We start from the raw sequence: 23,918 nt of genomic DNA, 5'->3' as shown, positions 1-23,918 counted from the left end.
ATGCTGTGCACAGTCGAAGCATCTCTCCCACAGCAGTAAATCAGTTACTTAGCGGTAGTGATGCTTCGACTGCGCTCAGCATGAGCGTTTTTACTCATTCAAACAAGATTTTAGTTCAGGCCGTATTTGCCCAAAAACTTGCGATTAAGGGCCGTCTGCTTGGTTTCGAGGCTGACGCGGCGGCCGTCGATGAAGGCGTAGGTGACGTCGTTGGTGCGCATGTCGAGCAGGTCGCCTTTGCTGAGTACGAGCGTGGCGCTCTTGCCGGCTTCGAGCGAGCCGTAGGCCTTGTCGATGCCCATGAGCTGGGCCGGGGCCAGCGTCACGGCCGTTAAGGCCTGCTCTTTCGTGAGGCCATAAGCGGCGGCCGTGCCGGCGATGAAGGCCAGGTTGCGTCCACCGGGGGCCTCCTGGCTGCCCTCGTAATCGAGGCAGTAGCGGATGCCCGCGGCTTGCAGCTGGGCGGGCAGTTTGTAGGGTTGGTCGTAATCGTCGGCGTCGCGGCGGGGCAGCGCGTGCAGGCGGCTCACTACCACCGACACGTCGTTTTGCTTGAGGAAATCAAGCACCATCCAGGCGTCGCGCCCGCCCACCACGGCCACCTTCTGCACGCCCAGCCGCTTGGCGAAGCGCACCGACTCGATAATTTCCTTGCCGTAGTCGGCGTGCAGATACAGCGTTTTGCTGCCGTCGAACAAGCCGGCCAGGGCCGTCAGGCGCAGGTTTTCGCGGCGGCCGGCGGGCAGCTGGCGGTAAGCGGCGGCCTCACCAAACAGCTGCTCCAGGTCGCGCAGGTTCGTTTCACGGGCTTTCTGGCGGCGCTCCAGGGCAGCAGCGTCCTCGGCGGGGTTAGTGCGGATGATGAGCTGGGGCCAGCTCAGGTGCTGGCCTTCGTCGGCGCGCACCACGGCGTCCTGCCAGTTCCAGGCGTCGAGTTGCACTACGCTGCTCTGGCCCGTCAGCAGGCCGCCGCGGGGCGTGGGCTGGGCCAGCAGCACGCCGTTCACGCGCAGCGTCGGCAGCACATCGGAGTCCGTATTATAGGCAATGAGGCTGCGCACGTTGGGGTTCAAGATGCCCACTTCCTGCTCGTCCACGGTGGCCCGGATGGATTCTACATCGGTGAGGCCCAGGGTGGTATTGGGCAAGATCAGGCCCGGGTACAGGTCCTGGCCGGTGGCGTCCACGGTTTCGTAGCCGCCCTTATCGGCCGTGAATCCGCTGGCCGGACCGGCGTAGGTCAGCTTGCCCTGGGCAAAGGCCACGGTGGCGTTGGGCACCACCGTGCCGTTGCCAACGTGCAGCGTGGCCCCGGTGATGAGCACGGGTTTAGCCTGGGGCCCCGCCGGGGCGGGCACCTGGGCCAGGGCCGGGGCCCCTAGCAAGGCTAGGAGGAAAGTGAATTGGAAACGCATGGCGTTGATTTTTAAGGGATTTAAGTGGGCAAGCCGTAGCGCGAAATCTGCGTTCCTGCGCGATTAAACGGTCACCAAACGATTATCGGTAGAATGAAGCGAGAGCCGCGGTCCACGCTAAAGCTTATTCCGCCAAGTCTTTTTCCTCGCCCAGGGTGTCGCAGTGCCAGGCGCTGTTGGCCTTGGCCACGGGCGGGCGCGTGGGGGCCCCGGCTTTCTTCTCGGTCAGCAGGCGCTGCACGAGGCGCTCCCGCTCGCGGGCGATGTCGGCGCGCAGGGCCAGGTCGCTTTCTAGGCTGAACAGCTCGCGGCCATCCACGAAGGTGTAGGCAGCTTTGGCATAAATGCTCAGCGGGTTATCGGTCCAGAGCACCACGTCGGCGTCCTTGCCCTCCTTGATGGAGCCCATGTGCTGGTCGAGGTGCAGCATTTTGGCGGGGTTGATGGTGACCAGGCGCAGGGCTTGCTCCTCGCTCAGGCCGCCGTACTTCACCGATTTAGCGGCTTCTTGGTTGAGGCGGCGGCTCATTTCGGCGTCGTCCGAGTTGATGGCCACGTTCAGGCCCTCCTTCGTCATGATGGCCGCGTTGAAGGGAATGGCGTCCTTCACCTCGTTCTTGTAAGCCCACCAGTCCGAGAACGTGCTGGCGTTTATGCCGCGGGCCTTCATCTTGTCGGCCACTTTGTAGCCTTCCAGGATGTGGGTGAAGGTGTTGACCTTGAAGTTCATGCGGTCGGCCACGTTCATCAGCATGTTGATTTCCGACTGCACGTAGCTGTGGCAGGTGATGTGGCGCGTGTCGTGCAATATTTCCACCAGCGCCTCCAGTTCCAGGTCGCGGCGCGGGGCCTCGGCTGTGGCCTGCGCTTTCTTGGATAACTTGCTGTAGGCCAGCATTTCCTTCTCGTATTCCTTGGCCCGGGTGAAGGCGTCGATGAACACCTGCTCGGTGCCCATGCGCGTTTGCGGGAAGCGCAGCACGTTCTGCTCGCCCCAGTTGCTCTGCTTCACGTTTTCGCCCAGCGCAAACTTGATGAAGCCCGGGGCCCCCGCAATTTTCATGGCTTCGGCCGGGGCCCCCCAGCGCATTTTTATCAGCGCCGACTGCCCGCCAATGGGGTTAGCCGAGCCGTGCAGCAGCTGGGCCGCCACCACGCCGCCCGCCAGGTCGCGGTAGATGCCCACGTCCTCGGGGTCAATGACGTCCCCAATCCGTACCTCGCTCGTCACCGACTGCGTGCCCTCGTTCACACCCTCCGAAATGGCCAGGTGCGAGTGCTCGTCAATGATGCCCGGGGCCAGGTGCTTGCCCGTGCCGTCGATGCTGCGGCCACCTTTCGGCAGCGCCAAGTTCTTGCCCACGCGGCTGATTTTACCGTTTTCGAGCAGCACGTCGGTATTTTCGAGCTTGCCGGCGGCGTCGCTGGTCCACACCGTGGCGTTTTTGATGAGCGTGGTGGTTTGGGCCGGCAGGGCGGCGCGGCCGTAAGCGGCGAAGGGGTACATTAGGCCCCCCAGCGCGGGCGCCGGCTTGGCCTTGGCCGTGTCGAGGCGGGCGGCGCGGGTGGCCTCGTCCTGGCGGCGGGCGGTCCACTTCACCGGCGTGCCGTCGGCCAGCAGCCCCTCGCCCTGGAAGGTGCGCCCCTCCTGCGCGTAGTAGCCGCTGAGGCGCGTCGCGCCCTCGCCGGGCGCAGGGGCCCCGGGCGCGGTGCTGGGCTTCTTGCCCTTGCCGATCTTGTCCTTCGGGTTGAAGACGATGGTAGTCAAGTCGCTGGTCACGGCCAGGGTGGCCCGAATGGTGTCGCCGGCGGCGGGAACCACCTTCAGTTCCGGCGCCTCGGGCTTGCCCTGAATAAGCATCCGCATGTCCGTGCTGATACGGGCTTGGTCTTTCAGAATTTTATCGACGGTAACGATTTGCAGCGTGTACACGCCGCGGTAGTCGGCCGGCACGGTGCTGAGCTGGTACCGCTCGCCCTGCACCCAGTTGTCGAGCAGCACGTTGTCGTCGGCCAGCAGGTGGGCCGAGCACACCACGAAGTTGGCTACCAGGCCCGGGCGTAGGGCCCCCACCTGGTCCTGGGCGCGCAGCAAGCGGGCGGGCGTGTCGGTGAGGGCGCGCAGGGCGGCAGTTTCGCTCAGGCCGTACTGGCCGGCCTTGCGCAGGTTGGGCAAGAACTTCTTTTTGTCCTTGAGGTCGGCGGCGGTGAGGGCGAAGGGCACGCCGGCCTGGGCCAGGCGGGCGGCGTTGGCGGGAGCCAACTCCCAGTGCTTCAGGTCTTCGAGCGGGATGCGGCGGGCGTCGTACACGTCCTCCACGTTGTAGGCCTCGGGGAAATCGAGCGGCACCACGAAGGTGGCGCCCGTGGCCTTCAGCTCGTCGAGGCGCTGGTATTCGTCGCCGCGCCCTTTGATGATGTACTGCACGCCGGCTTCGTCGCCTACTTTATCGGCGCGGACGGCCGACAATTTATCCCGCACCTGGAAGATGGCGGGCAGGCTTTTTTGCTGCGACAGCGCTTGCAGCGACAGGTTTTGCTCGCGGCGCGGGTTGCGCTTGTTCCAGGCGGCGTCGAGGTAGGTTTGGCGCAGCAGCGCGATGCTGCCCATCAGCGAGGCTGGGTAATCCTGCGTTGAGCTGCCCTTGTCGAACGAAAGTGCCGCGGCGGCCTTGTCGAGCAGAATCACCTCGTTCTCTTTGCGTTCGGTGTTGAGGCTTACCAGGGCCCCGGTGCCGCGCATGATGCCGTCGGCCTGCTGCGTGAGCACCGCCCCGAAGCCCAGGGCCCGGTAGATGGCGGCCGCCTCGGCGTTCACTTTGAACAGGTCGGCGGCGTTCACTTCGGGGTGCACGGCCTGGTTCCAGTCGTAGGCGCCGGCCTTTTGCGAGTCGAACTGGGGCCCCGCGTCGCGGCGGCCGCGGCGCTCGGGGGCCTTAGTTTCGGGCACGCCGTAGGCCGTGTACACATCCACGAAGCCGGGGTACACAAACTTGCCCTTGAGGTCTTGCACCACGGCCCCGGCCGGGATTTTCACCTTCGCGCCGGGCCCCACGGCCTCCACTTTGCCGTCGCGGATGACGAGCGTGGCGTCCTCCACGCGGGTTTGGTAGTCGGCGTACAGCGTGGCGTGGGTGAAGGCGTACAAGCCGGGGCGCTGGTCGTACACGCCGTTGCGCGGATAGGTGCTGGGCTGGGCCAGGGCGGTGCCACCGGCCAGCAGCAACCCGGCCAGCACGGGCAAGGAAGTAGTGGTTTTTTTCATGCAGTGCGGAAAAAGGAAAACGCCCGACGGGGGCCCCGGGGGCCCGGTGCGCGCTTGGGCCCGGCCTAAAAGTAACTGCCTGGGGCCCCGGATTGCAACGGCGGGGCGGCATTGGCAGTAAGTAATTATTCAATCCACTCCTTTTTCCCTCCTACTCCCATGCGCAAAGGCACCGCAGTTACCTGGAAATACGGCACTGGCACGGCCACCGGCAAAATTGAATCGGTGCACAAAGAACCCATCAAGCGTACCATCAAAGGGAGCGAAATTCACCGCAATGGCTCGGCCGACGACCCAGCCCTGGTCATCGTGCAAGACAACGGCGACCGGGTGCTCAAGCTGCAAAGCGAGGTGAAGGCGACGGCCAAATAACTACCTCGCCCGTAGAGGTATTATTTGGGGCCCTGTGCCCCGTGCCCATGCCTCTTTCCCTTGCCTATTACACCGCGCACTACCAGGCCTCCCCGCCGCTGATACGCGGCCAAGTGCTCCGCCCGCTGTCGGTAACGGAGTTTACCGAGGCTTGCGAGCTGCTGCTAGCCACGGCCCGCCCCCACGGCTGCCCGTACTGGCTGCTCGACGGCCGTGCCGATAGCGCCGACCGCCCGGGCGACGTGTACGAGTGGCTGGTGGAAGAATTTTTGCCGCGTGCGCGCAAAGTACTGGGCCACATGCTGTGCGTAGCGTTTATGGCCGAGCCCGATTTCTGGGCGGCGCTGCAGGCGCGCAGCTTCGCGCAGCCGGCGCCGAAGGTGACTGCCACCTTCCGCGCCGGCTGGTTCACCGATGAGACGGCGGCCCTGGCGTGGCTCGACCAGCAGCGGCGGGGGCCCGAGGGACTGCACGAACTGGCGTAAGTCATTCCAACAAAAAGGGCCCCGCTACCAAGTAGCGGGGCCCTTTTTGTTGGAGTCAATCCGAAGCCGGCGAGCTGGTTAGCGGTTGTGGGGGTCGGGCTTGATGAAGGCTTCCTTCTCCATCTCCTCCGGCACCACCACAATGCCCTGCTGGAGCTTGGAGTTGCGCTTGCCGTAGAGGAAGTACACCACGAAGCCCACTAGCATCCAGCCCACGGCCACTTCCAGCGTGAAGAGGTCGAGGCCGACGATGAGCAGCGTGCACACCACGGCGCCCATGATGGGCACCAGCGGTAAGCTGGGCGTGGAGAGCGGCGCGCGGAACGGCCGCGGCTGCTCGGGGTCCGACTTGCGCATGATCCACACGCCCAGGCTCACGAGCACGAAGGCCAGCAGCGTGCCAAACGAGGTAAGGTCGCCGGCCAGTGAGCCGGGCACGAAGGCCGCGAACAGGCCCACGAACACCATCAGCATCAGGTTGGACTTGTAGGGCGTGTTGAACTTGGGGTGCAGCTCGGAGAAGGCGTTGGGCATGAGGCCGTCTTTGGCCATCGAGAAAAACACCCGGCTCTGGCCCATGAGCATCACCAGGATAACCGACGTGAAGCCGAGCAGAATGCCCACCGTTACGGCCGTGGCCAGCCACTCGTAGCCGGGCATGTGGGCCCGGATGGCGTAGGCCACCGAGGCCTCGCCGCCCAGGGCCGGGTCGGCAAATTCACGCCAGTTGGCCACGCCCGTCAGCACGTGGCCGAACAGGATGTAGAGCACCGTGCAAATAGCCAACGAGCCCAAAATGCCGATGGGCATGTCGCGCTTGGGGTTTTTGGCTTCCTGCGCGGCCGTGCTCACGGCGTCGAAGCCGATGAAGGCGAAGAACACAATGCCCGCGCCCCCGATGATGCCGCCCAGGCCGTGCTTAAAAAATCCTCCGTAGGTGCGCACCACTTCGCCGGCCGTGTTTTTCACCACGGCGTCGGCCGGAATGAGGTAGGGCGTGTGGTTGGCGGGGTTGATGAACTGCCAGCCGATGGCAATGAACACGATGACGATCAGCACCTTCAGCACCACCACCACGGCGTTGAACAGCGCCGACTCCTGGGTGCCTTTCACCAGCAGCAGGCTCAGGGCCACGATGATGAGCAGCGCGGGCAGGTTGATGAGGCCGTGCTGGGTGACGCCGTTCACCACGGCGTGCTCGAAGGGCGAGTGGCTGAGATTGTACGGGATACTGGTGCCAAAGACCTCCAAGAGCTTGTTCAGGTACTCGCTCCAGGCAATGCTGACAGTGGCCGCACCCAGGGCGTATTCCATGATGAGGGCCCAGCCGATGACCCAGGCCACGAACTCGCCCATGGTGGTGTAAGCGTAGGTGTAGGCCGAGCCCGCAATGGGAATCATGGCCGCAAACTCGGCGTAGCACAGGCCCGCAAACACGCAGCCGAAGGCCGCCAGGATGAAGGCCAGCGTCACGCCCGGGCCCGAGGCCTGCGCGGCGGCGGCGGCGGTGCGCACAAACAGGCCCGCCCCGATGATGGCGCCCACGCCCAAGGCCACGAGGTTGCCCGCGCCCAGCGTGCGCTTCAGGGCCCCGTGGCCGGTAGAGTTGGCCTCGCCCAGCAGCACCGCCAGGGGTTTTTTGGCGAAAATATTGGCCATATTTTAGAAAAAAATGAGAATTGTGGAGAGGTGCATTACCAAAGCACCCGCGCCGCACCACGGCACAGGGCCCGAAATATAGGCAGCTTTTTCGGCCTCTGGCCCAATTTCTGGCACCCTGCTTGCAAAGTATTGGACGAAGCCACTTAAACCGGATGAGCTGGCCGCCCTCCAATTTACTCGCACTCATTTTCTTTATTCGCCATGAAAAAGTCCTTCGCCCTGCTGGCCGCCCTGGCCCTGGCCACCACCAGCGCCTTTGCCCAAACCACCCCGCCGGCGGCCCCCACGGCCCCGCCGATGGCCCGCAAGGGCCCCCACAAAATGAAATCGCCGGAGCAAATGGCCGCCCGGCGCTCCCAAAAAATGGCCCAGCAGCTAAGCCTCAACCCCGATCAGCAAAGCCGCCTCCAGGCTGCCCTGCTGGCCGAACGCCAGGGCATGACCGCCGTCGCCCCGGCCCCCGCCGACCGCAAGGCCCTGCACCAAGCCATGCAGGCCAACCACGCCCAGTACGAAGCCCAGGTGCAGGCCATCCTCACCCCCGCCCAGTTCACGCAGTACACGGCCATGCAGCAGCAAAAGCGTACCGAAATGAAAGCCAGGCGCCAGCAGCGCACGGGCTTGGCCCCCAACAACTAACGCCGACGTTATTCCACCGCGCGTTGTGTAAAAGCCCCGGCCGCCTGGCCGGGGCTTTTTTGCGTTTGGGGCCGGGCGGGGGCCCCGGCGGTGGGCCAGCGTTGGGCTGGGCGGTTTATATTTGACTAAACCGATAGGGCCCCGACGGGGTTACTTCGGCTTTGCCGGGGCCCTCCCGCGGCGCTTCCACGCAAAACCTTTCCCATGCCCCCCCTCCCCAGCAGCGCGGCCCCGGCCGTGCAAATTCAGCAGTTCTACGACAAGGGCCTCGCCCACGCCAGCTACGCCGTACGCAGCGGCCGCCAGGTGGCCCTCATCGACCCGGCCCGCGACCCGCAGGTGTACTATGATTTTGCCGACGAGCACGAGGCTAAAATTGTGGCCGTCATTGAGACGCATTCGCACGCCGATTTTGTGTCGTCGCACCTGGAAATTGCCGAAGAAACTGGGGCCCGCATCTATTGCAGCAAACTGCTGGGGGCCTGGTACCCGCACCAAAACTTCGACGACGGCGACCGGATAACTCTTGGCACCGTGGAGCTGCACGCCGTGAACACGCCCGGCCACTCGCCCGACAGCATCAGCGTGGTGCTGATGGACGACCTGGCCCAAACGCGCGCCGTGTTCACCGGCGACGCCTTGTTTGTGGGCGACGTGGGCCGGCCCGACCTGCGCGAGGACGCCGCCGTGGGCGGCCACACCCGCGAGGCCCTCGCCACCCAGCTCTACCACAGCACCCGCCGCAAGCTGATGACGCTGCCCGGCACCACCCGCGTGTACCCCGCCCACGGCCCCGGTAGCCTGTGCGGCAAAACCACCAGCCCCGACCTCGACAGCACCATTGCCCGCGAGCTGGCCACTAACTACGCCCTCCAGCCCATGTCGGAGCCCGAGTTTGTGGCGGCATTGCTCAAAGACCAGCCGTTCGCACCCAAATACTTTGGCCACAACGTGCGTCTCAACAAGTTGGGCGCCAAGGCCTACGAGGCCAGCGTGCGCGCCGTGCCGCACCTGCTACCCGGTACCGCCCCGGTCCCAGGCGTGCTGCTGATCGACACACGGCCCGCCGCCAAGTTTCGCGCCGGCCACCTGCCCGGGGCCCTAAATTTGATGGACGGCGGCAAGTTTGAAACCTGGCTGGGCTCCATCGTGGGGCCCCAGGAGCCGTTTTATTTAATGGCCGATTCCAACATTACGCTGGACGTCGTGATCCGCAAAGCCGCCAAAATCGGCTACGAAACCAACATTAAAGGGGCCCTGCTGGCCGCCGCCGCCCTGCCCGCCACCTCCCCGGAAGTAGACCTAGCCGCCGTGCGCCAGCACCCCGAGCGCTTCACCATCGTCGACATTCGCAACCCCACCGAGGCCCAGCCACCCCTCTTCCCCGGGGCCTTCAACATCCCGCTGCCCGAGTTGCGCGAACGCGCCCATGAAGTTCCCACCGACAAGCCCATTCTGGTGCATTGCGCCGGCGGCTACCGCTCGGCCGCCGGCGCCAGCATCCTGTCCGCCGCGTTGCCCGGCGCGGAGGTGCTGGATTTGGGGGAGGCAGTGGAAGGGTTTTAGGAATAATTTAGTGGTATACTGAAATCTGTAATATATCCAGCAGCAGTTATGAAATATCAGTTAAAGGATTTTAATAGAAATATTTCAGAAGCCGAACTTCTCAGTAATTTAAATGAAATAGCTAATAGCCTTGGTATTAACCGACTTTCTTCTAGACAATATGATGACAACGGAGGCAAATACACCTCTGGGACAATTGGTTTGCGATTCGGAAGTTGGAATAATGCCTTGGTGAAAGCCGGTCTTAAACCAGTACTTACCCATAATCCTTCGAAGGTAGAACTATTAGAAAATATTGAAATGGTATGGGTAAAGTTAGGTCGACAGCCGGTGTCAAGAGACATGAAACGTCCGATTTCGGAATTCTCATCAAGCCCATATATAAAAACATTTGGTTCGTTCAGAAATTCTCTTGAATCTTTTATAGAATATATAAATTTATATGATAAAAGTCAAGTATCTGATATAATCGAGAATATTCCAGACCATATTCAGGAAAGCAAAAATTTAATTAAACACAAAACAAAACGATTTCCAAGCGAAAGATTAAAAGTACAAGTATTGATGAGGGATGGAAATAAATGCCGGCTCTGCGGTATTACACTCACTGGTGACAATATTCATTTTGACCATATATTTCCTTGGTCGAAAGGTGGGGAAACGGTTTTAGATAATCTTCAGGTGCTTTGCAAAATTCACAACCTTGCCAAAGGCAATTTAACAATCGAGAGCAAATAAGCTACTTATCCATTTATAATCACTGGTACTATGACAACTTACCAAGTAGACATCCTGAACCCTAAGGCCGACAAGTTGCTGCAAGACCTTGCCGACCTTGACCTTATCTCCATTCGGCAAACGCCGGCGGACGGCTTTATTGACGTAGTGAATCGGCTTCGGGCCAAGGCGACGCCCCAGGCCCCAACTTTAGACGAGATAACCAAAGAAGTAGAGGCTGTTCGGACGAAGCGCTATGCCAAGAAGAAAGCATAGAATTATTGTTGACACGAATCTTTGGATTAGTTTTCTACTGACAAAAGGCACTTCTAAACTAGACCAACTTTTCGCCTAAGATGGGTTAACACTGCTTTTCAGCCAGGAATTATTGGAGGAATTCGTCGCAGTGGCACAACGACCAAAATTCAAAAAGTATTTTTCGCTGGTGGATTTGCAAGAATTACTGGTGCAAATCGAGGCGAAAGCTGAGTTCATTTCGTTAACCTCAGCAGTTGACATTTGCCGCGATGCGAAGGACAACTTTTTGCTTGCACTTGCAACGGATGGCAAGACAACCCATTTACTAACTGGGGACAAAGATTTATTGGTGTTGAACCCCTTGGGTAAAACCCAGATTTTAACCATCGCCGAATACGTTTCTCATTGCTAGCGAGCCGCCCCGGTTCCTTTCCACCTACTATTTAAATGCGCGTACTGCACACCGCCGATTGGCACCTGGGCCAGCACTTCCTCACCGGGCAGGAGCGCCTGACCGAGCAGCGGGCCTTTCTGACGTGGCTGCTGGGGGCCGTGCAAGCGCACGGCGTGGACGCGCTGGTGGTGGCCGGCGACGTGTTCGACACCACTACGCCCTCGCACGCGGCCCAGGAGCTGTACTACAACTTCCTGGTGCAGATGCAGGGCACCAATTGCCGCGACATCGTGGTGGTGGGCGGCAACCACGACTCCCCCACCCTGCTCAACGCCTCGCGGCAACTGCTGCGGCGGCTGCGCATCCACGTGGTGGGCGGCGTGCCGGCCGACCCCGCCGAGCAGGTGGTGGCCCTGGCCGAAACCAGCGGCCGGCCCGCGCTGGTGGTCTGCGCCGTGCCGTTTCTGCGCGACCGCGACATTCGCCTCGCCGTGGCCGGCGAAACGCCCGACGAGCGCCAACTCCGCGTGCGCCAGAGCATTGCCGCCCACTACGGGGCCCTGGCCGACGCCGACGCCGTGCGGCGCCTGCGCGAGCAGGACGTGCCCGTGCTGGCCACCGGCCACCTCTACGCGGCCGGCGGCGAGGCCCGCGAGGGGGCCGAGCGCGACGTGCACATCGGCGGGCTGGGCTCGGTGGGGGCCCCCGATTTTCCGGCGGCGTTCGACTACGTGGCCCTGGGGCACCTGCACCGGCCGCAGGTGGTGGGCGGGCAGGCACACATCCGCTACTCGGGCTCGCCGGTGCCGCTCTCCTTCACCGAGGCCGACGACCGCCAGCAGGTGTTGCTGCTGGATTTTGCCGGCGCGGGGGCCCCGGAAATCACCGCCCTGCCGGTGCCGGTGCTGCGCCGCTTGCAGCGCTTCCACGGCACGCTGGACGAGGTAGAGGCCAGCCTGTTGGCCTACGACAACGCCGCCTTCGAGCTGGTGGCCTGGGCCGACGTACAGGTGCGCTCCGACGAGGCCCCCGCCGAGGTGCAGCGCCGCGTGCAGGCCGTGCTGAAGGAGCGCGCCGCCCACGTGCAGGCCCCCCGCGGCGCCCGCCACCAACGCGCCACCGAAGCGCCCGATGTGGCCGCCGCCGCCGCCGCCGGGCCCCTGGCTTTCCTACACGATTTGACGGTGGACGAAGTATTTGGCCGGCGCGTGGCGGGCCTACCGCCCGAGCGGGCCGCCGCCCTCACCGCCACCTTCGGCGAGCTGCGCCAGCTGCTGGCCGAAGCCGACCCGCAGGCCTGGGGCGGCGACGAAGGCTAAGCGGTTGGAAGAGGGCTTGTTTTTGTGAGGGCCCCGCGTAATTTTCCGCACCAAAAACCCTATCTCCTTCATAATGAAAAGATTCTTATTCGCCGTTGTCTTATTATCAGGCTCAGGCGCCGTGCAGACGGCCCGGGCGCAAGCGAGCCTCATCAACCTCGTGGTCACGGGCACCCGGCTGGGCGTCCAAGCCCTTGCGAAAAATAAGCAGCCGGTGCCTGCCAAACCCATCGACCAGGCCACGGCCGATAAAAACGCTGCTGCCAACACCGCCGCCACCATTGCAGCGCAGCCCAAGGAGCTGGTGCTGCACCGCACCCCCGCCGACCAGCTGCCCAAGAAAGGTGCCGAGCAAATCACCGCCTTGGAGGCCCAGCTTGAGCAGTGCCACGCCGCCATGCTGGCCAACCCCAGCGGCGTCATCTGCACGCCCGAGCAGCGCGCCGCCATCCAAAGCGCCGCCGTGAGCGTGGCCCGCGCCCAGTCCAGTTGGAATTTACAGCCCTACCAGCAGGAAATGGCTTATTACCAGGCCGAAGACGCCCGGCGCCAACAGGCCGCCGCGCCCGTACCCGCCAAGTAGCGCCGGGATGGCGCACCCGCCAGCGGGGCCCCGCCCCAAGCGAAAGCCCCCGCCGGGCCGCATTGCGCGGCCTGGCGGGGGCTTTTTTAATACAATGGAGCTCAGCGCTTACCGGCGTTTTTTCAGCAGCAGCCACGCGCCGCCGGCCACCAGGGCGGCCACGCCGGCCACCACGGCTGCGGTGGGCACTTTCTTCTGGTCCGCGGCGGGGGCCGGGGCGCGCTGGGCAATGTCGGCGTCGCGGAAGGACTGGCCGCTGGTGGCGGCCAGGATGAGGCGCACGGCTTCGGCGGGCTGGTCCCACTGCGGGAAGTGGCCGCAGTGCTCGAACCAATACAGGCGGGCGTCGGGGAATTTGGCCAGCGCCCGCGCCGACTGGTGGGGCAAGCACACGTAGTCCTGCCGGCCCCAGCCGATAACCAGCGGGCCCGGAATGCTGCCCTTGGGGGCCCCTTGCTGCTGGGCTCCTTCGACCAAATCTTTCAGCAGCTCATCGAACGACGGGGAGTTGGCGAAGGTGCGCATCTCGTCCAGGGCCACGTGGGGGGCCAGTTTCCACGGGCGGTGCGAGAATTGGGCAAACAGCGCCGTGCGCCCCACCGCGCTGCCGGTGAGGGCCGGCATCACGGGCTGCAGGGCCTTCACCAGCTTGACGGACAGGGCCACGCTGTGGTAAAAAACCGGCTTCTCCCAGCCCTCCCAGAACCCGCCGGGGTCGAGCGACACCACTGCGCCCAGCACGCCGCCGCGCCGGGCCAGCTCCAGCACCAGCCGGGCCCCCAGCGAGCTGCCCACGGCATCGGTGCCGGTCAGGTCGTGGGCCTTCAGGAACGCCGTCACCGCATCGGCCAGCGCGGCGATGGTGACGGGGCCCGCCAGGGGCGGCGTGGCGCCGAAGCCGGGCAAGTCGACGGCGATGACGTCGCGCGCCAGCGCTAAGTCGTCGAGGATGGTTTGCCAGGAGCGCCAGCTGCCGCCGATGCCGTGCAGCAGCAGCAACGGCTTGCCGGCGCCGCGCCGGACGTAATGCATGTTCATTATTTTCAGTGAGTAAGCAAATAGAAAATACACCCCGAGCTCCGGCGCGCTGCCCGTGGCGCGGCGCCGGGGCCCAGGGTGTCAACGGCCTGCCCGCCCGCCGGGTTATGGGCCCACGGGCACGGCAGGCCCCCCGCTGCGGAACCCAACGCCAGCCGTTTTCCATATTCGGGGCGCGCTAGGGCCCCGCGCTGGCCGTACCTTCGGGGTATCTTGTGGGATCTTTGTTAGCATGAAAATTATTAGCGTCCGCTTCGCCAACCTCAATTCGCTGCCGGGCCCCTACCTCATCCGTTTCGACGCCGCGCCGCTGGCCGACACGGGATTATTTGCCATCACGGGGCCCACCGGGGCGGGCAAAAGCACGCTGCTCGACGCCATTGCCGTGGGCCTCTACGGCCGCGTGCCGCGCCACGACCGCCAGGTGGGCGAGATGGTGAGCCGCCACGCGCCGTTCGCGTTTTCGGAGGTGGAGTTTGAGGTGCACGAAACCGACGCCGACACGGGCGCCGTGGCCCGCGTGCGCTACCGCTCGCGCTGGGAAGTGAAGCGCAAGGTGCGCGGCGACGACAAGGGCGGCCTTGGCCAGGACGCCATGTCGCTGGTGATGAGCGCTTCCAACGCAGCCATCGTCAGCGGCAAGGAGGCCGTGCCGGCGAAAGTGGGCGAGCTGTCGGGGCTCGATTTCGGGCAGTTTGAGCAATCGGTGCTGCTGAGCCAGGGCAAGTTTGCACGCTTCCTGCACGCGCCGGAAAAGGAGCGCAGCGCGTTGCTCGAAAAGATGACCAACGTGGGCATCTACTCGCGGCTGTCGGTGGCGGCGTTTGAAAAAGCCAAAGAGGAAGAGCTGAAAACCAAGCTCCTGCGCGCCCAGCTCGAAGCTACCCGCCTGCTGCCCGACGAGGAGCGCGGGGCCCTGGAAGCCCGGCTTGACCGCCTGCACCACGCCGCCGAGGGCCACCACCTGGAGCAACAGGAGCTGCACGTGTTCCAGACCTGGCGCACGATTCTCGACCAGCTCGACCGCCAAACCGCCGACGCTGACCGCCAGGCCGGGGCCCTGCACCAGGCCGACGCGGCCCTGCAACCCGAGTTTGCGCGCCTGGCCGGTCACCTGCGCGCCAAGGATTTGGCGGCGCCCCTGGCCCTGGCCGCCGAGGCTGAGAAGGCCTTGAGCAGCGACGCTGCGCAGCACCAAAAGCAGGAGGAAGCCCTGCCCCGCCTCGCCCAGGCCGCGGCCACCGCGGCCGAGCGCCTGGCCGCCGCTGCCGAAGCCCACGCCGCCGCGCTGGCCGAAGAAAACCACCGCCGCCCCCAGCTCGAGGAAGCCGGCAAGCAAGACGCCGCCATTGCCGTGGCGCAGCAGGAGCTAGCCAAGAAAACCGCCGCCCACGCCCAGGCGCAGCGCGCCCACGAGCAGGCGCGCACCGACCTGGCCCGGCAGGCGCGGGAAATCGAAGCCGTGGCCACCGAAACCGCCGCCCTCGACCGCTGGCTCATCGACCACAGCCCCGAGGCTGATTTGAAGAGCCAGCTCATCGCCCTCGACCGCGAAATCATCGATTTGCAGGGCGCGCAGAAGGAAACGGCCGTACGCGAGGCCCGGCGCGACGAGCTGCGCATTGCCCAGCGCACCACCGGCGCCGACCTCTTCCGCCAGCGCGGCCTCGAAACCGATGCCCTTGACCGCCAGCAGGCCATCAAGGAGGAAGGCCAGCCGTGCCGTACCGAGCGCGACGCGCTGTTGGCGGACACCACCGCCCCCGCCCTGGCCCAGCGCGCCGACGACCTCACCGCGCACTGGCAAGGCTTGCAGGTGCTGTTGCCCAAAGCAGAGGCCGCCCACGAGCACCACGCCCGCGCTGGGGCCCTGGCCGCCCAAGCCGCCCAGGAAGTCCCGGTTCTGGCCGCGGCCGAAGCAGCGCTGGGCCACCTCGAAGCCCGCCGCGCCGACGGCCTGCGCCTGCTCGACAGTTACCGGCGCGAGCTGCGCGCTCAGCAGGCCCTGGCCGACCTCAACGCCCACCGCCTGCACTTGCAGCCCGGCCAGCCCTGCGCCCTGTGCGGGGCCTTGGAGCACGTATTTGCACCCGACTTTGCGGCCGAAGCCGACGAGCAAGAGCTATGCGTGGCGCAGCAGCAGCAGGCCTTGGCCGCGCTGGACGATGAGTTGCGCCGCGCCGCCCACGACCTCACCCGCCGCCAGGCCGCCCAGCAGCAACGCCAGCAGTTGCACGAAGAAGCCGCCGCTGCCGCCGCCACGGCCCGCCAGCAGGCCGCTGCCTTGGCGGGGGCCCTAACTCCGCCCCCTGCCCAACCCGCCGACCCGGCCGCCGTGCGCGCCCTGCTCGATGCCGCCGCCACGGCGCAAGCCGCCGCCGTGGCCGACCGCCGTCAGCTCGCCGTGCTGGACGACAAGCTGGCCGCGCTGCGCGAGAAATACCTGAAAGCCGGCGAGGCCGCCACCGCCGCCCAGCGGGAGATTCCGCGGCTGCTGGACCGGCAAACTACCACCGAGGCCGAATTAGCAAAGCTTGAAAACGAGTTGGTTGACTGGTACGAGCAGGCCGATATTTTCCAAAACGCCATCCGCGACCTGCTGCGGCCGCACCAGCTAACGTTGCCCGCCCGGCCGCCCTACGACGGCCTGCTGGCCACGCTGGCCGAGCGGGCGGGCTTTTACGAAACGCAGGCTGGCAGCCTGAAAAACGTGAGCGAGGGCCTGAAGGAGCGCAGGTTTCAGCACAAAGTCCACGCGGAAAAGCTGGGCGGCCGGGCCGGCGAACTGGCCGCAGAGGCCGACGCGCTGGCCGCTGACCAGCTCGCCATTGAGCAGCGCCAGGCCGCCCGCCAGGCCCACTACGCTGGCCCCGACTCAACCGCCGCCGCTGGGCAGCTGCGCCGCATCACCCAGCAGCTGGCCGATGCGCTGCAACAGGCGCAAAACCAATTAACCAGCCAGCAGCAGGCGCTGGCTATCGAACAAAGCGCGCACGCCGCGCTGCAAGTCCGGCTGGCCGAGCACCGCACAGCCTTGGAAGTCCGGCAGGCTGAGTTAGCCGCTGCTCTAGCCGCCGCCGGCTTTGCGAATGCGGCCGAAGCGGGGGCCCTGTTGCTACCCGCCGCCGAGGCCGAGCGCCTGGCCCAACGCCGGCAAGACCACCTCACGGCCCAGGCGGCCACGCGCACGCTGCAAGCCCGGCTGGGGACGGAACTGGCCCAGCACCAGGCCGATGCGTTGACGCCGCTCTCGGCCGGGGCCCTATCGGCGCAGCTGGCGGAGCTGAATAAAGCCGACGATATTTTGCAGCAGCAGCTGGGGGCCATTAGCAACCAGCTGGCCCAAGACGACGCGGCGCGCTTGCTGCTGGCCGACGGCCTGCGCGCCTTGCAGCAGCGCCAGCGGGAGGAGCAGCGCTGGCAGGATTTGAGCGAGCAGATTGGCTCGGCCAAGGGCGACAAGTTCAGCCAGTTTGCCCAGGGCCTCACGCTGAGCCACTTGGCGCGGCTGGCCAACCTGCGCCTGCGCCAGCTCACGGGCCGCTACACCATCCTCAAAACGCCGAACCGCAACCTGGAGCTGCAAATCATCGACCACGACCAGGCCGATACGGTGCGCCCGATGGCCTCGCTCTCGGGCGGCGAGAGCTTCCTGGTGAGCCTAGCCCTGGCCCTGGGCCTGAGCGAGTTGGCCGGCCACAAGGCGCGCATCGAGTCACTATTCATCGACGAAGGCTTTGGCACGCTCGACCCTGACGCACTGAACACGGCCCTCGACGCATTGGAGCGCCTCCAGCACTCGGGCAAAATGATTGGCATCATCTCGCACGTGGCCGATTTGAAGGACCGCATCGGCACCCAAATCCGCGTTCAGCCCGGGGCCGGCGGCACCAGCACCGTGCGCGTGGTGGACGTGATGGGCACCGAAACCTCGTGCGAGGTGTAGCGCGGACGTTACGAATCCGCGCGTGGGGCCCTAGCTGGCCGTTTCCCGCGCGGACTTGCGGCGCACATGCTACGCCCCAACGGCCTTCACCTCAGCCCAGGTCCAGTATTTCTTGGGCTGAACACCAGTGTAGCCGGCGCGCAGAAACGCCAGCACTTCCCGCTCCAGCGCCGCTGGGGCGAGCGACGAGGCGTAGATCGGGCGGCCGTCGGGATCGGCGTAGCGCTGGGCTTTGCTGAGCTTGCGGGGGCCCGCCAGACGCAGCAGGGGGCCGGTATCGGTAGGCCCGTCGGCGGCCCAGGTGCGACCGCTGGTTTCCAGCGCGTTGAGGCGGGCCGCTAGGGGCCCCAGCGCTAGGCGCGGCAGCGTGGGACGGCTTTCGAGGTCAATCCAAGTGGTGTACTTGCACTCCAGCTCGTAGCGCTGGCCGTCGTAAAGGCTCAGCACCCAATCGAACCCCGCCGTGGGCCCGAACAGCGCGTAGTACGGCAGCGGCCCGGGCGTGCGGACGACGGCCAGGCCCACGTCGGCATATCCAACACGCTGATTGTCATGGCCCTGGTCCGTGGCCATTGCTGCTTTAACGCGGGCGTACTCGGGGCCCCAGGCGGCGCGGCCGGCGTCGGGACTTTCCAGGATTTCGGCGAAGCGCGGCAAAAACCAGGCGAACTTCTCGGCCGAAGCCTCGTCTTCGCGCCGCTTCCGGGCGGGGGCCCCGAAGGGCTCGTAGAAGCGCGCTTTTTCCTCGGCGTTCAGCCAACACACCAGCTGCAACGCCGAATCGGCCAGCGGGTGGGCCCAGTCCAGCTCCCGGAAATCGCCCAGCGTGGCCACCAAGCGCAGCAGAGCTTCGTGGCGCAAGGCCAGCGCGGGGTGCAGCAGGGCCCACACGCCCACGAAGCCGTCGACGTCGAAGTGGTTGGCCGTCACGGCTTGGGCCGCCAGGCCGGGCGTTTCGGGGTGGTGCAGGGCGCGCAGGGCCGAGCCGGCACTGGTATCGTCGCGCAGGGCCTCCGGGGTGGCCGCGCCGCGCCAGTGCGCCAGGGTGAGGGCCGCGCCCAGGCCCACGCTGTCGACCACAATGGTGGGTTGCTGCCGCACGGCGGCGAAGGGCACGAAATACCGGTTCATGGGCCCAAAGAAAGCGGCTACGCCCGCCCCCGGCGGTTGGTGATGCGCTCGACGCGTTGCTTTTTTACCCAGCGCAGGTAGGTTTGGAGCTCCTCGGCGGCACGTAGGGCCTCCACCGTGGCGTATTCGCGGGCCAGGGCCCGGTTACTAAGAAAGCGGTGCACGCTGCTGTGGCAAGGCTGGCACAAATCGACGGTGGGGCCGTAGCGGCCGCCTTCCTCGCGGGGCACCAGGTGGTGGCGCGAGGTGGCCTGCACCTCCCGCTCGCACAGGCCACAGCACAAAGCGGAGGGCCCCGGGGCCGGGGGCCAGGAAGCGGGCAACGAAGCGCGGCGGCGGGGCATGGGCACGGGCCGGCGCAAGGGCAGCCAGCGAAAAATAAACCCCGCCAGCCGCAGTCGAGTTGCCGCGCTTCTAAGAATTTTCGGTAAAATTCTTACCTTGGCCCAGAACTGCCAGAATCCAATTTTTAGCAAAATCTGCTTTCATTACTTCTTACAATTTTTTCTTATTTAACCTCTATGAAATCCATACATTACTCGCAATCAAGCTTTTCTGCCGTGCGTTGGGGCCGGGTGCTGGGGGCCCTGGTGCTGCTATGGATGGCCGCTCCGGCGCCGGCCCGTGCCCAAACCTGGATGGTGAGCACCACCGCCCACGTCACGCTCGGCGTGCTCGACAAGTTTGGCCAGCTGGGGCCCTACACGGCCACATTTGTGGTGCACAGCGAGCGCACCGGCAAAGACTACCAGCTGGTGCGGACCATTGAAAAGGGCCAGAATGGGGTCGATGTGCTGTTCCCGAGTGATGCCTCTTCGACTGATTATTTCAAGGCCACCACCGGCGAATCAGCCCCCGCCACGCCCGGCCGCTACACCTGGGAGTGCCTGGTGAAGGGCAAGCGGGCCGTGAGCGGCCACTTTTCCCTGCCCGAGGTGGGCAATGATGTAACCGTGGTGCAACAAGAGCGGCCTTAGCAACTGTTCTGGTCAATTAAAGGCCCTTAGTTGGCGCTCATGCTGAGCTTGTCGAAGCACCTCCCCCGTTTTGTTGAACTGCCCAAATGAAGTAGAAGAGGTGCTTTACCGCGTGGACGCCAGGTAAGTATGACCATTTTTATTAACTTGAATAGCTTCTAAGCGCTCAGCTTGCCGCGCCGTTCTTTTAGTTATAGCTCCCAAAAGCCCGGCCGGCCGCCGGGCTTTTTCGTTGAAAGCCCAGTGCCCCGCGGCTGGGGCCCTACTCACTGCTAATCTTTTCCGCCATGCCCCGCAAGTCCTTCGCCGAACTAATCGACAGCCCCGGAATGCCCGTGCTGGTTGACTTTTTTGCCGACTGGTGCGGCCCGTGCAAAACGATGGCTCCCATCCTCCAGCAGTTTGCCGCCCAGCACCAGGGCAAGCTGCGCGTCATCAAAATCGACGTGGACAAGAACCCCGCCGTGGCCCAGCAGTACCGCGTGCAGAGCATCCCGACGCTGATTTTGTTCCGCCAGGGGCAGCCGGTGTGGCGGCAGGCCGGGGCCGTGCCCGCCACCGAGCTGGCCCGCGCCGTGGGGCCCTTCGTGGCGCAATAGCCGGGCGGCTGGTGCGGGCGAGTGTGCTCCGGCCGAATGGTCGCCGCAAAACACGGGGCCCCGGCGCACTAGATGGGGCCGGCGGGTGTTGGGCCGGCGTACCTTTGCTGCATCTTACCCGTGGTCTATGCAATTAATTACTCCAGACACGCGGCGCTGGCAAGCGCTGCTGTTAGTTATTGTTTTACTGTTACTTAGCACAGCGGCTAATGCGCAGGCTAGCTTCACGCTGAGCGGCACGGTGCGCGCCGCCAGCGGTGAGGCGTTGCCCGGGGCCAGCGTGGCCGTGCCCACCCTGAACACGGGCACGGCCGCCGATTCGCTGGGCCACTTCCGCCTGACGCTGCCGGCCGGGCGCTACCAGGTGGTGGTGGCGTTTGTGGGCTACGAATCGCTGACGAGCGACGTGAACCTGACCCGCAACCAGCGCTTTGTGTACCCGCTCACGCCGAGCGAAAACGCGCTGGACGAGGTGGTGGTGCAGGGCACTCAAACGCTGGAGCAGAAGCTCAAAACCCCGCAAATGGGCGTCGAGCACCTCAGCATCCGCGAGGCCAAGCTGCTGCCGGCGCTGTTCGGCGAGGTCGATATTTTGAAAACCTTACAGCTCAAGCCCGGCGTGCAGCCCGGCGGCGAGGGCACCAGCGGCCTGTTTGTGCGCGGCGGTTCGGCCGATCAGAACCTGTTTTTGGTCGACAACGCCACGGTGTATAACCCCAGCCACTTATTCGGCCTGTTTTCGGTGTTTAATTCCGATGCCGTGCAGAGCGTGGACTTGTACAAGGCCGGTTTCCCAGCGCAGTTCGGGGGCCGCTTGTCGTCGGTGGTAGACGTGAAGCTGCGCGAAGGCGACCGCCAGAACTACCACGTGACGGGCGGCCTGGGGCTGATTTCGTCGCGCCTCACCTTCGAGGGGCCCATCAACAAGGGCAAGGGCTCGTTCATTGTGTCGGGGCGACGCACGTATTTCGACATCTTCACCCGCGCCTACAACCGGGCCAACGTGAACAAGGTGGACTTCACGCCCATCCCCGACTACTACTTCTACGACCTCAACTTTAAGGCCAACTACACCCTGGGGCCCCAGGACAACCTGTACCTGAGCGCCTACCTGGGGCGCGACATATTTGGCTACTCGGGGGCCACCAGCGGCTTCAATTTCAACTTCAACTGGGGCAACACGCTGGCCACGCTGCGCTGGAACCACGTGTTCAACCCGCGGCTGCTGGTGAACACCACGGCCACCGTGACCGACTACCAGTACAACCTGACCAACAAGCTCGACCAGTTCTCGTTCAACCTGGGCTCGTCCATCCGCGACTACAACCTGCGCACCGACTTCGAGTACACGCCCAACGACCGCCACGCCCTCAAGTTTGGGGCGGCGGCCACGGCGCACCGCTTCGGGGTGGGCCGCTTGCAGGCCGGCTCGGGCGACGGCTCGGTGAACTTCGGGGCCGACGTGGCCTACACCGCCAACGAGGGGGCCCTGTACGTGGGCGACAACTTCCGGGCCACCGACAAGCTGCAGATCGACGCCGGCCTGCGCCTCTCGGCCTGGCACAGCGGCACCAACAACTACGCCGGCCTGGAGCCGCGCCTCTCCACGCGCTATTCCCTCAGCGACAACATTTCGCTGAAGGCCAGCTACGCGCTGATGTACCAGTACGTGCACCTCGTGACCAACTCGGGGGCCACCCTGCCGACGGATATCTGGTACCCGTCGCGGCTATCGGTGCAGCCGCAGCGCTCGCAGCAGGTGAGCAGTGGGGTGAGCTTTTTGCTGGGCGGCGGCAAGTTTTTGCTGACCGACGAGCTGTACTACAAGTGGGGCAAAAACCAGATTGACTTCAAGGACGGGGCCCAGCTGTTTGTGAACCCCGAGCTCGACACCGAGTTCCTGTTTGGCAAGAGCTGGAGCTACGGCAACGAGCTGTACCTGGAGAAGAAAACCGGCAAAACCACCGGCTGGGTGGGCTACACCCTGGCCTGGGCGTGGCTGAACATTGGGCCCCAGCGCGGCACCACCGGCGTGAACAACGGCCAGGACTACCACCCCAATTACGACCGCCGCCACAACCTAACGGTGGTGGTAATGCACCAGCTCAACACGCGCATCACCCTCACGGCCAGCTACATCTTCACCAGCGGCAACCTCACCACGCTGCCGCTGGGCCGCTTCGGCTTTCAGGACATCAGCGGGGCCAACATCAACACCAACGCGGGCAACACCACCGGCGGCACCGACCCGCGCCCCATCCCCATCTACCCCGACCGCAACACGTTCCGCCTCATCCCCTACTCGCGCCTCGACCTAGGCCTGGTGTACAAGCTGCGGCCCACGCAGCGCGGCGGCGAGCGCGACTTCACCTTCAGCGTGTACAACGCCACCAACCGCCGCAACGCCTACTTCGACTACTTTGAGACCGTGCGCGATAAGACCAGTGACCGCATCACCGGCTTCCGGGCCCAGCAGGTATCCCTGTTCCCGTTCATCCCGTCGGTGACGTACAACTTTAAGTTTTGACCACGGATTTATCGGATTTATCGGATTGCGCAGATTTTGGGGACGGCCCTGGCCAGCCGGCTTTTCGCTGGCTACCCGGTAATCGCCGGGGCCCCTTGGCGCAACCAGCACGATTCAACGATTCAGGGGCGGCCGGCTTTGGCTGGCGGCCTGCCGCACTAGCAACTACTTAATTTATTATGAAGCCGATTCACTTTCGCTATTTTGCCGCTGTGGGGGCCCTGGCGCTGGCCGGCTGCGGCAAGTTTTCGAACGACCTCGCCGTGGTGCTGCCCGAGTACAGCTCGCAGCTGGTGGCCGAATGTTACTTGGAGCCGGGCGTAGTGCCGCGCCTCACCGTCACCGAGTCGCAGGCGTACCTGTCGGCGGTGCTGCCCATGGTGCCCACTGATGTAACCGTGAACCTAAAGCTGCCCGGCGGGGCCCTGGTGCCGCTGTACTACCGGCCGGGCCAAGACCCGATTACCAAGAAATTGTACACCCACATCGGCACCGCGCCACTGGTGGCCAAGCCCGGCGATACCTTCGGCCTCGACGTGCAGGACACCAAAGGCCGCCACCTCACCGGCACGGCCACCATGCCCACCACGGTGCCCATCGACTCGGTAAACTACAAGTTCAATGACGGGACTGGCAGCGCCCGCAAGGCCTACTTCCTCACCTACTTCAAGGACCCGGCCACGCCCGACGACGACTACCGCCTGCAATTGCACAAGGGCCTGCGCATTTACAGCAGCCCCGAAAACGACCTGACCGTGCAGGACCGCCTGCTCAACGGCCAGCTCTTTACGTTGGGCACCAGCTACCGCTTCAACCCCGGCGACACCGTCACGGCCACCCTCTACCACCTCGACCCCGCCTTCTACCGCTTCCGCCAATCGGTGAACGACGCGCGCAGCGCCAACGGCAACCCCTTCGGCCAACCATCGGCCATCTACAGCACCGTGCAGGGCGGCGTGGGCGTGTTCACGGTGCTCAATTCGACCAGCCGAACCGTGTTTTTGTCGAAGTAACCCGGCGATTTT

Annotated in this window: 20 protein-coding genes; 14 read left to right on the top strand and 6 right to left on the bottom strand. The window is 64.7% G+C overall.

The genetic code is table 11. The features are described from left to right. Positions 1 to 110: 110 nt before the first annotated feature. Together AXW84_RS05795 and AXW84_RS05790 are read right to left on the bottom strand one after the other, a co-directional pair. Positions 111 to 1,415: an amidohydrolase family protein gene (locus tag AXW84_RS05795; RefSeq protein ID WP_068229939.1), complete on the bottom strand. Its 1,305-nt coding sequence runs from the start codon at positions 1,413 to 1,415 to the stop codon at positions 111 to 113. Between the two features lie 124 nt (positions 1,416 to 1,539). Beyond that, the gene (locus AXW84_RS05790) at positions 1,540 to 4,680 is read right to left on the bottom strand and encodes an amidohydrolase family protein (RefSeq protein ID WP_068229936.1); all 3,141 of its coding nucleotides are present in this window, start codon (positions 4,678 to 4,680) and stop codon (positions 1,540 to 1,542) included. 159 nt (positions 4,681 to 4,839) lie between these two features. On the opposite strand from AXW84_RS05790, the gene AXW84_RS05785 reads away from it, so the two are divergent. Continuing rightward, complete coding sequence (locus AXW84_RS05785; protein WP_068229935.1) at positions 4,840 to 5,052, top strand: DUF2945 domain-containing protein; 213 nt, start codon at positions 4,840 to 4,842, stop codon at positions 5,050 to 5,052. Between the two features lie 47 nt (positions 5,053 to 5,099). Then, positions 5,100 to 5,537, top strand: coding sequence for a hypothetical protein (locus AXW84_RS05780; protein WP_068229931.1), 438 nt, complete (start codon positions 5,100 to 5,102; stop codon positions 5,535 to 5,537). Positions 5,538 to 5,615: 78 nt separating this feature from the next. Here the strand turns inward: AXW84_RS05780 and AXW84_RS05775 are convergent, their stop codons facing one another. Beyond that, positions 5,616 to 7,196: an amino acid permease gene (locus AXW84_RS05775; RefSeq protein ID WP_068229930.1), complete on the bottom strand. Its 1,581-nt coding sequence runs from the start codon at positions 7,194 to 7,196 to the stop codon at positions 5,616 to 5,618. Between the two features lie 204 nt (positions 7,197 to 7,400). Here AXW84_RS05775 and AXW84_RS05770 point away from each other — a divergent pair, with 204 nt between their 5' ends. From AXW84_RS05770 to AXW84_RS05745, 7 genes are all read left to right on the top strand, one after another. Next, complete coding sequence (locus AXW84_RS05770; RefSeq protein ID WP_068229929.1) at positions 7,401 to 7,838, top strand: hypothetical protein; 438 nt, start codon at positions 7,401 to 7,403, stop codon at positions 7,836 to 7,838. 204 nt (positions 7,839 to 8,042) lie between these two features. Further along, positions 8,043 to 9,404 (top strand): MBL fold metallo-hydrolase, encoded by a 1,362-nt coding sequence (locus AXW84_RS05765; protein ID WP_082773722.1) that lies wholly within the window; start codon positions 8,043 to 8,045, stop codon positions 9,402 to 9,404. 48 nt (positions 9,405 to 9,452) lie between these two features. Then, positions 9,453 to 10,142, top strand: coding sequence for a homing endonuclease associated repeat-containing protein (locus AXW84_RS23885; protein WP_082773721.1), 690 nt, complete (start codon positions 9,453 to 9,455; stop codon positions 10,140 to 10,142). Between the two features lie 30 nt (positions 10,143 to 10,172). Continuing rightward, positions 10,173 to 10,397, top strand: a complete 225-nt coding sequence (locus AXW84_RS05760) for a hypothetical protein (protein WP_068229927.1) — start codon at positions 10,173 to 10,175, stop codon at positions 10,395 to 10,397. Between the two features lie 112 nt (positions 10,398 to 10,509). Continuing rightward, complete coding sequence (locus tag AXW84_RS05755; RefSeq protein ID WP_236943260.1) at positions 10,510 to 10,791, top strand: putative toxin-antitoxin system toxin component, PIN family; 282 nt, start codon at positions 10,510 to 10,512, stop codon at positions 10,789 to 10,791. Between the two features lie 35 nt (positions 10,792 to 10,826). Next, positions 10,827 to 12,092, top strand: coding sequence for an exonuclease SbcCD subunit D C-terminal domain-containing protein (locus tag AXW84_RS05750; RefSeq protein ID WP_068229924.1), 1,266 nt, complete (start codon positions 10,827 to 10,829; stop codon positions 12,090 to 12,092). A gap of 73 nt (positions 12,093 to 12,165) precedes the next feature. Continuing rightward, positions 12,166 to 12,675, top strand: coding sequence for a hypothetical protein (locus AXW84_RS05745; RefSeq protein ID WP_157886832.1), 510 nt, complete (start codon positions 12,166 to 12,168; stop codon positions 12,673 to 12,675). Positions 12,676 to 12,783: 108 nt separating this feature from the next. Here the strand turns inward: AXW84_RS05745 and AXW84_RS05740 are convergent, their stop codons facing one another. Next, positions 12,784 to 13,713: an alpha/beta fold hydrolase gene (locus AXW84_RS05740; protein ID WP_068229921.1), complete on the bottom strand. Its 930-nt coding sequence runs from the start codon at positions 13,711 to 13,713 to the stop codon at positions 12,784 to 12,786. 232 nt (positions 13,714 to 13,945) lie between these two features. On the opposite strand from AXW84_RS05740, the gene AXW84_RS05735 reads away from it, so the two are divergent. Then, on the top strand, positions 13,946 to 17,659 hold the full coding sequence (locus AXW84_RS05735; RefSeq protein WP_068229919.1) for an AAA family ATPase: 3,714 nt from the start codon (positions 13,946 to 13,948) through the stop codon (positions 17,657 to 17,659). A gap of 69 nt (positions 17,660 to 17,728) precedes the next feature. On the opposite strand, the gene AXW84_RS05730 is transcribed toward AXW84_RS05735, so the two are convergent. Together AXW84_RS05730 and AXW84_RS05725 are read right to left on the bottom strand one after the other, a co-directional pair. Beyond that, positions 17,729 to 18,790, bottom strand: coding sequence for a DUF6687 family protein (locus AXW84_RS05730; protein WP_068229916.1), 1,062 nt, complete (start codon positions 18,788 to 18,790; stop codon positions 17,729 to 17,731). Between the two features lie 17 nt (positions 18,791 to 18,807). Then, on the bottom strand, positions 18,808 to 19,134 hold the full coding sequence (locus AXW84_RS05725) for a restriction endonuclease (protein WP_068238960.1): 327 nt from the start codon (positions 19,132 to 19,134) through the stop codon (positions 18,808 to 18,810). 177 nt (positions 19,135 to 19,311) lie between these two features. Here AXW84_RS05725 and AXW84_RS05720 point away from each other — a divergent pair, with 177 nt between their 5' ends. The 4 genes from AXW84_RS05720 (at position 19,312) to AXW84_RS05705 (ending at position 23,906) form a co-directional block, all read left to right on the top strand. Next, positions 19,312 to 19,767: a hypothetical protein gene (locus tag AXW84_RS05720; protein ID WP_068229914.1), complete on the top strand. Its 456-nt coding sequence runs from the start codon at positions 19,312 to 19,314 to the stop codon at positions 19,765 to 19,767. Between the two features lie 287 nt (positions 19,768 to 20,054). Further along, on the top strand, positions 20,055 to 20,366 hold the full coding sequence (trxA, locus tag AXW84_RS05715) for a thioredoxin (protein WP_068229911.1): 312 nt from the start codon (positions 20,055 to 20,057) through the stop codon (positions 20,364 to 20,366). A gap of 127 nt (positions 20,367 to 20,493) precedes the next feature. Further along, positions 20,494 to 22,893: a TonB-dependent receptor gene (locus AXW84_RS05710; protein ID WP_068229909.1), complete on the top strand. Its 2,400-nt coding sequence runs from the start codon at positions 20,494 to 20,496 to the stop codon at positions 22,891 to 22,893. 179 nt (positions 22,894 to 23,072) lie between these two features. Next, positions 23,073 to 23,906 (top strand): DUF4249 domain-containing protein, encoded by an 834-nt coding sequence (locus AXW84_RS05705; RefSeq protein WP_068229908.1) that lies wholly within the window; start codon positions 23,073 to 23,075, stop codon positions 23,904 to 23,906. The last annotated feature ends 12 nt before the right edge of the window (positions 23,907 to 23,918 follow it).

Source organism: Hymenobacter sp. PAMC 26628 (assembly GCF_001562275.1).
Taxonomy (GTDB): domain Bacteria; phylum Bacteroidota; class Bacteroidia; order Cytophagales; family Hymenobacteraceae; genus Hymenobacter.
This window is presented reverse-complemented; position numbering and strand designations above follow the sequence as displayed.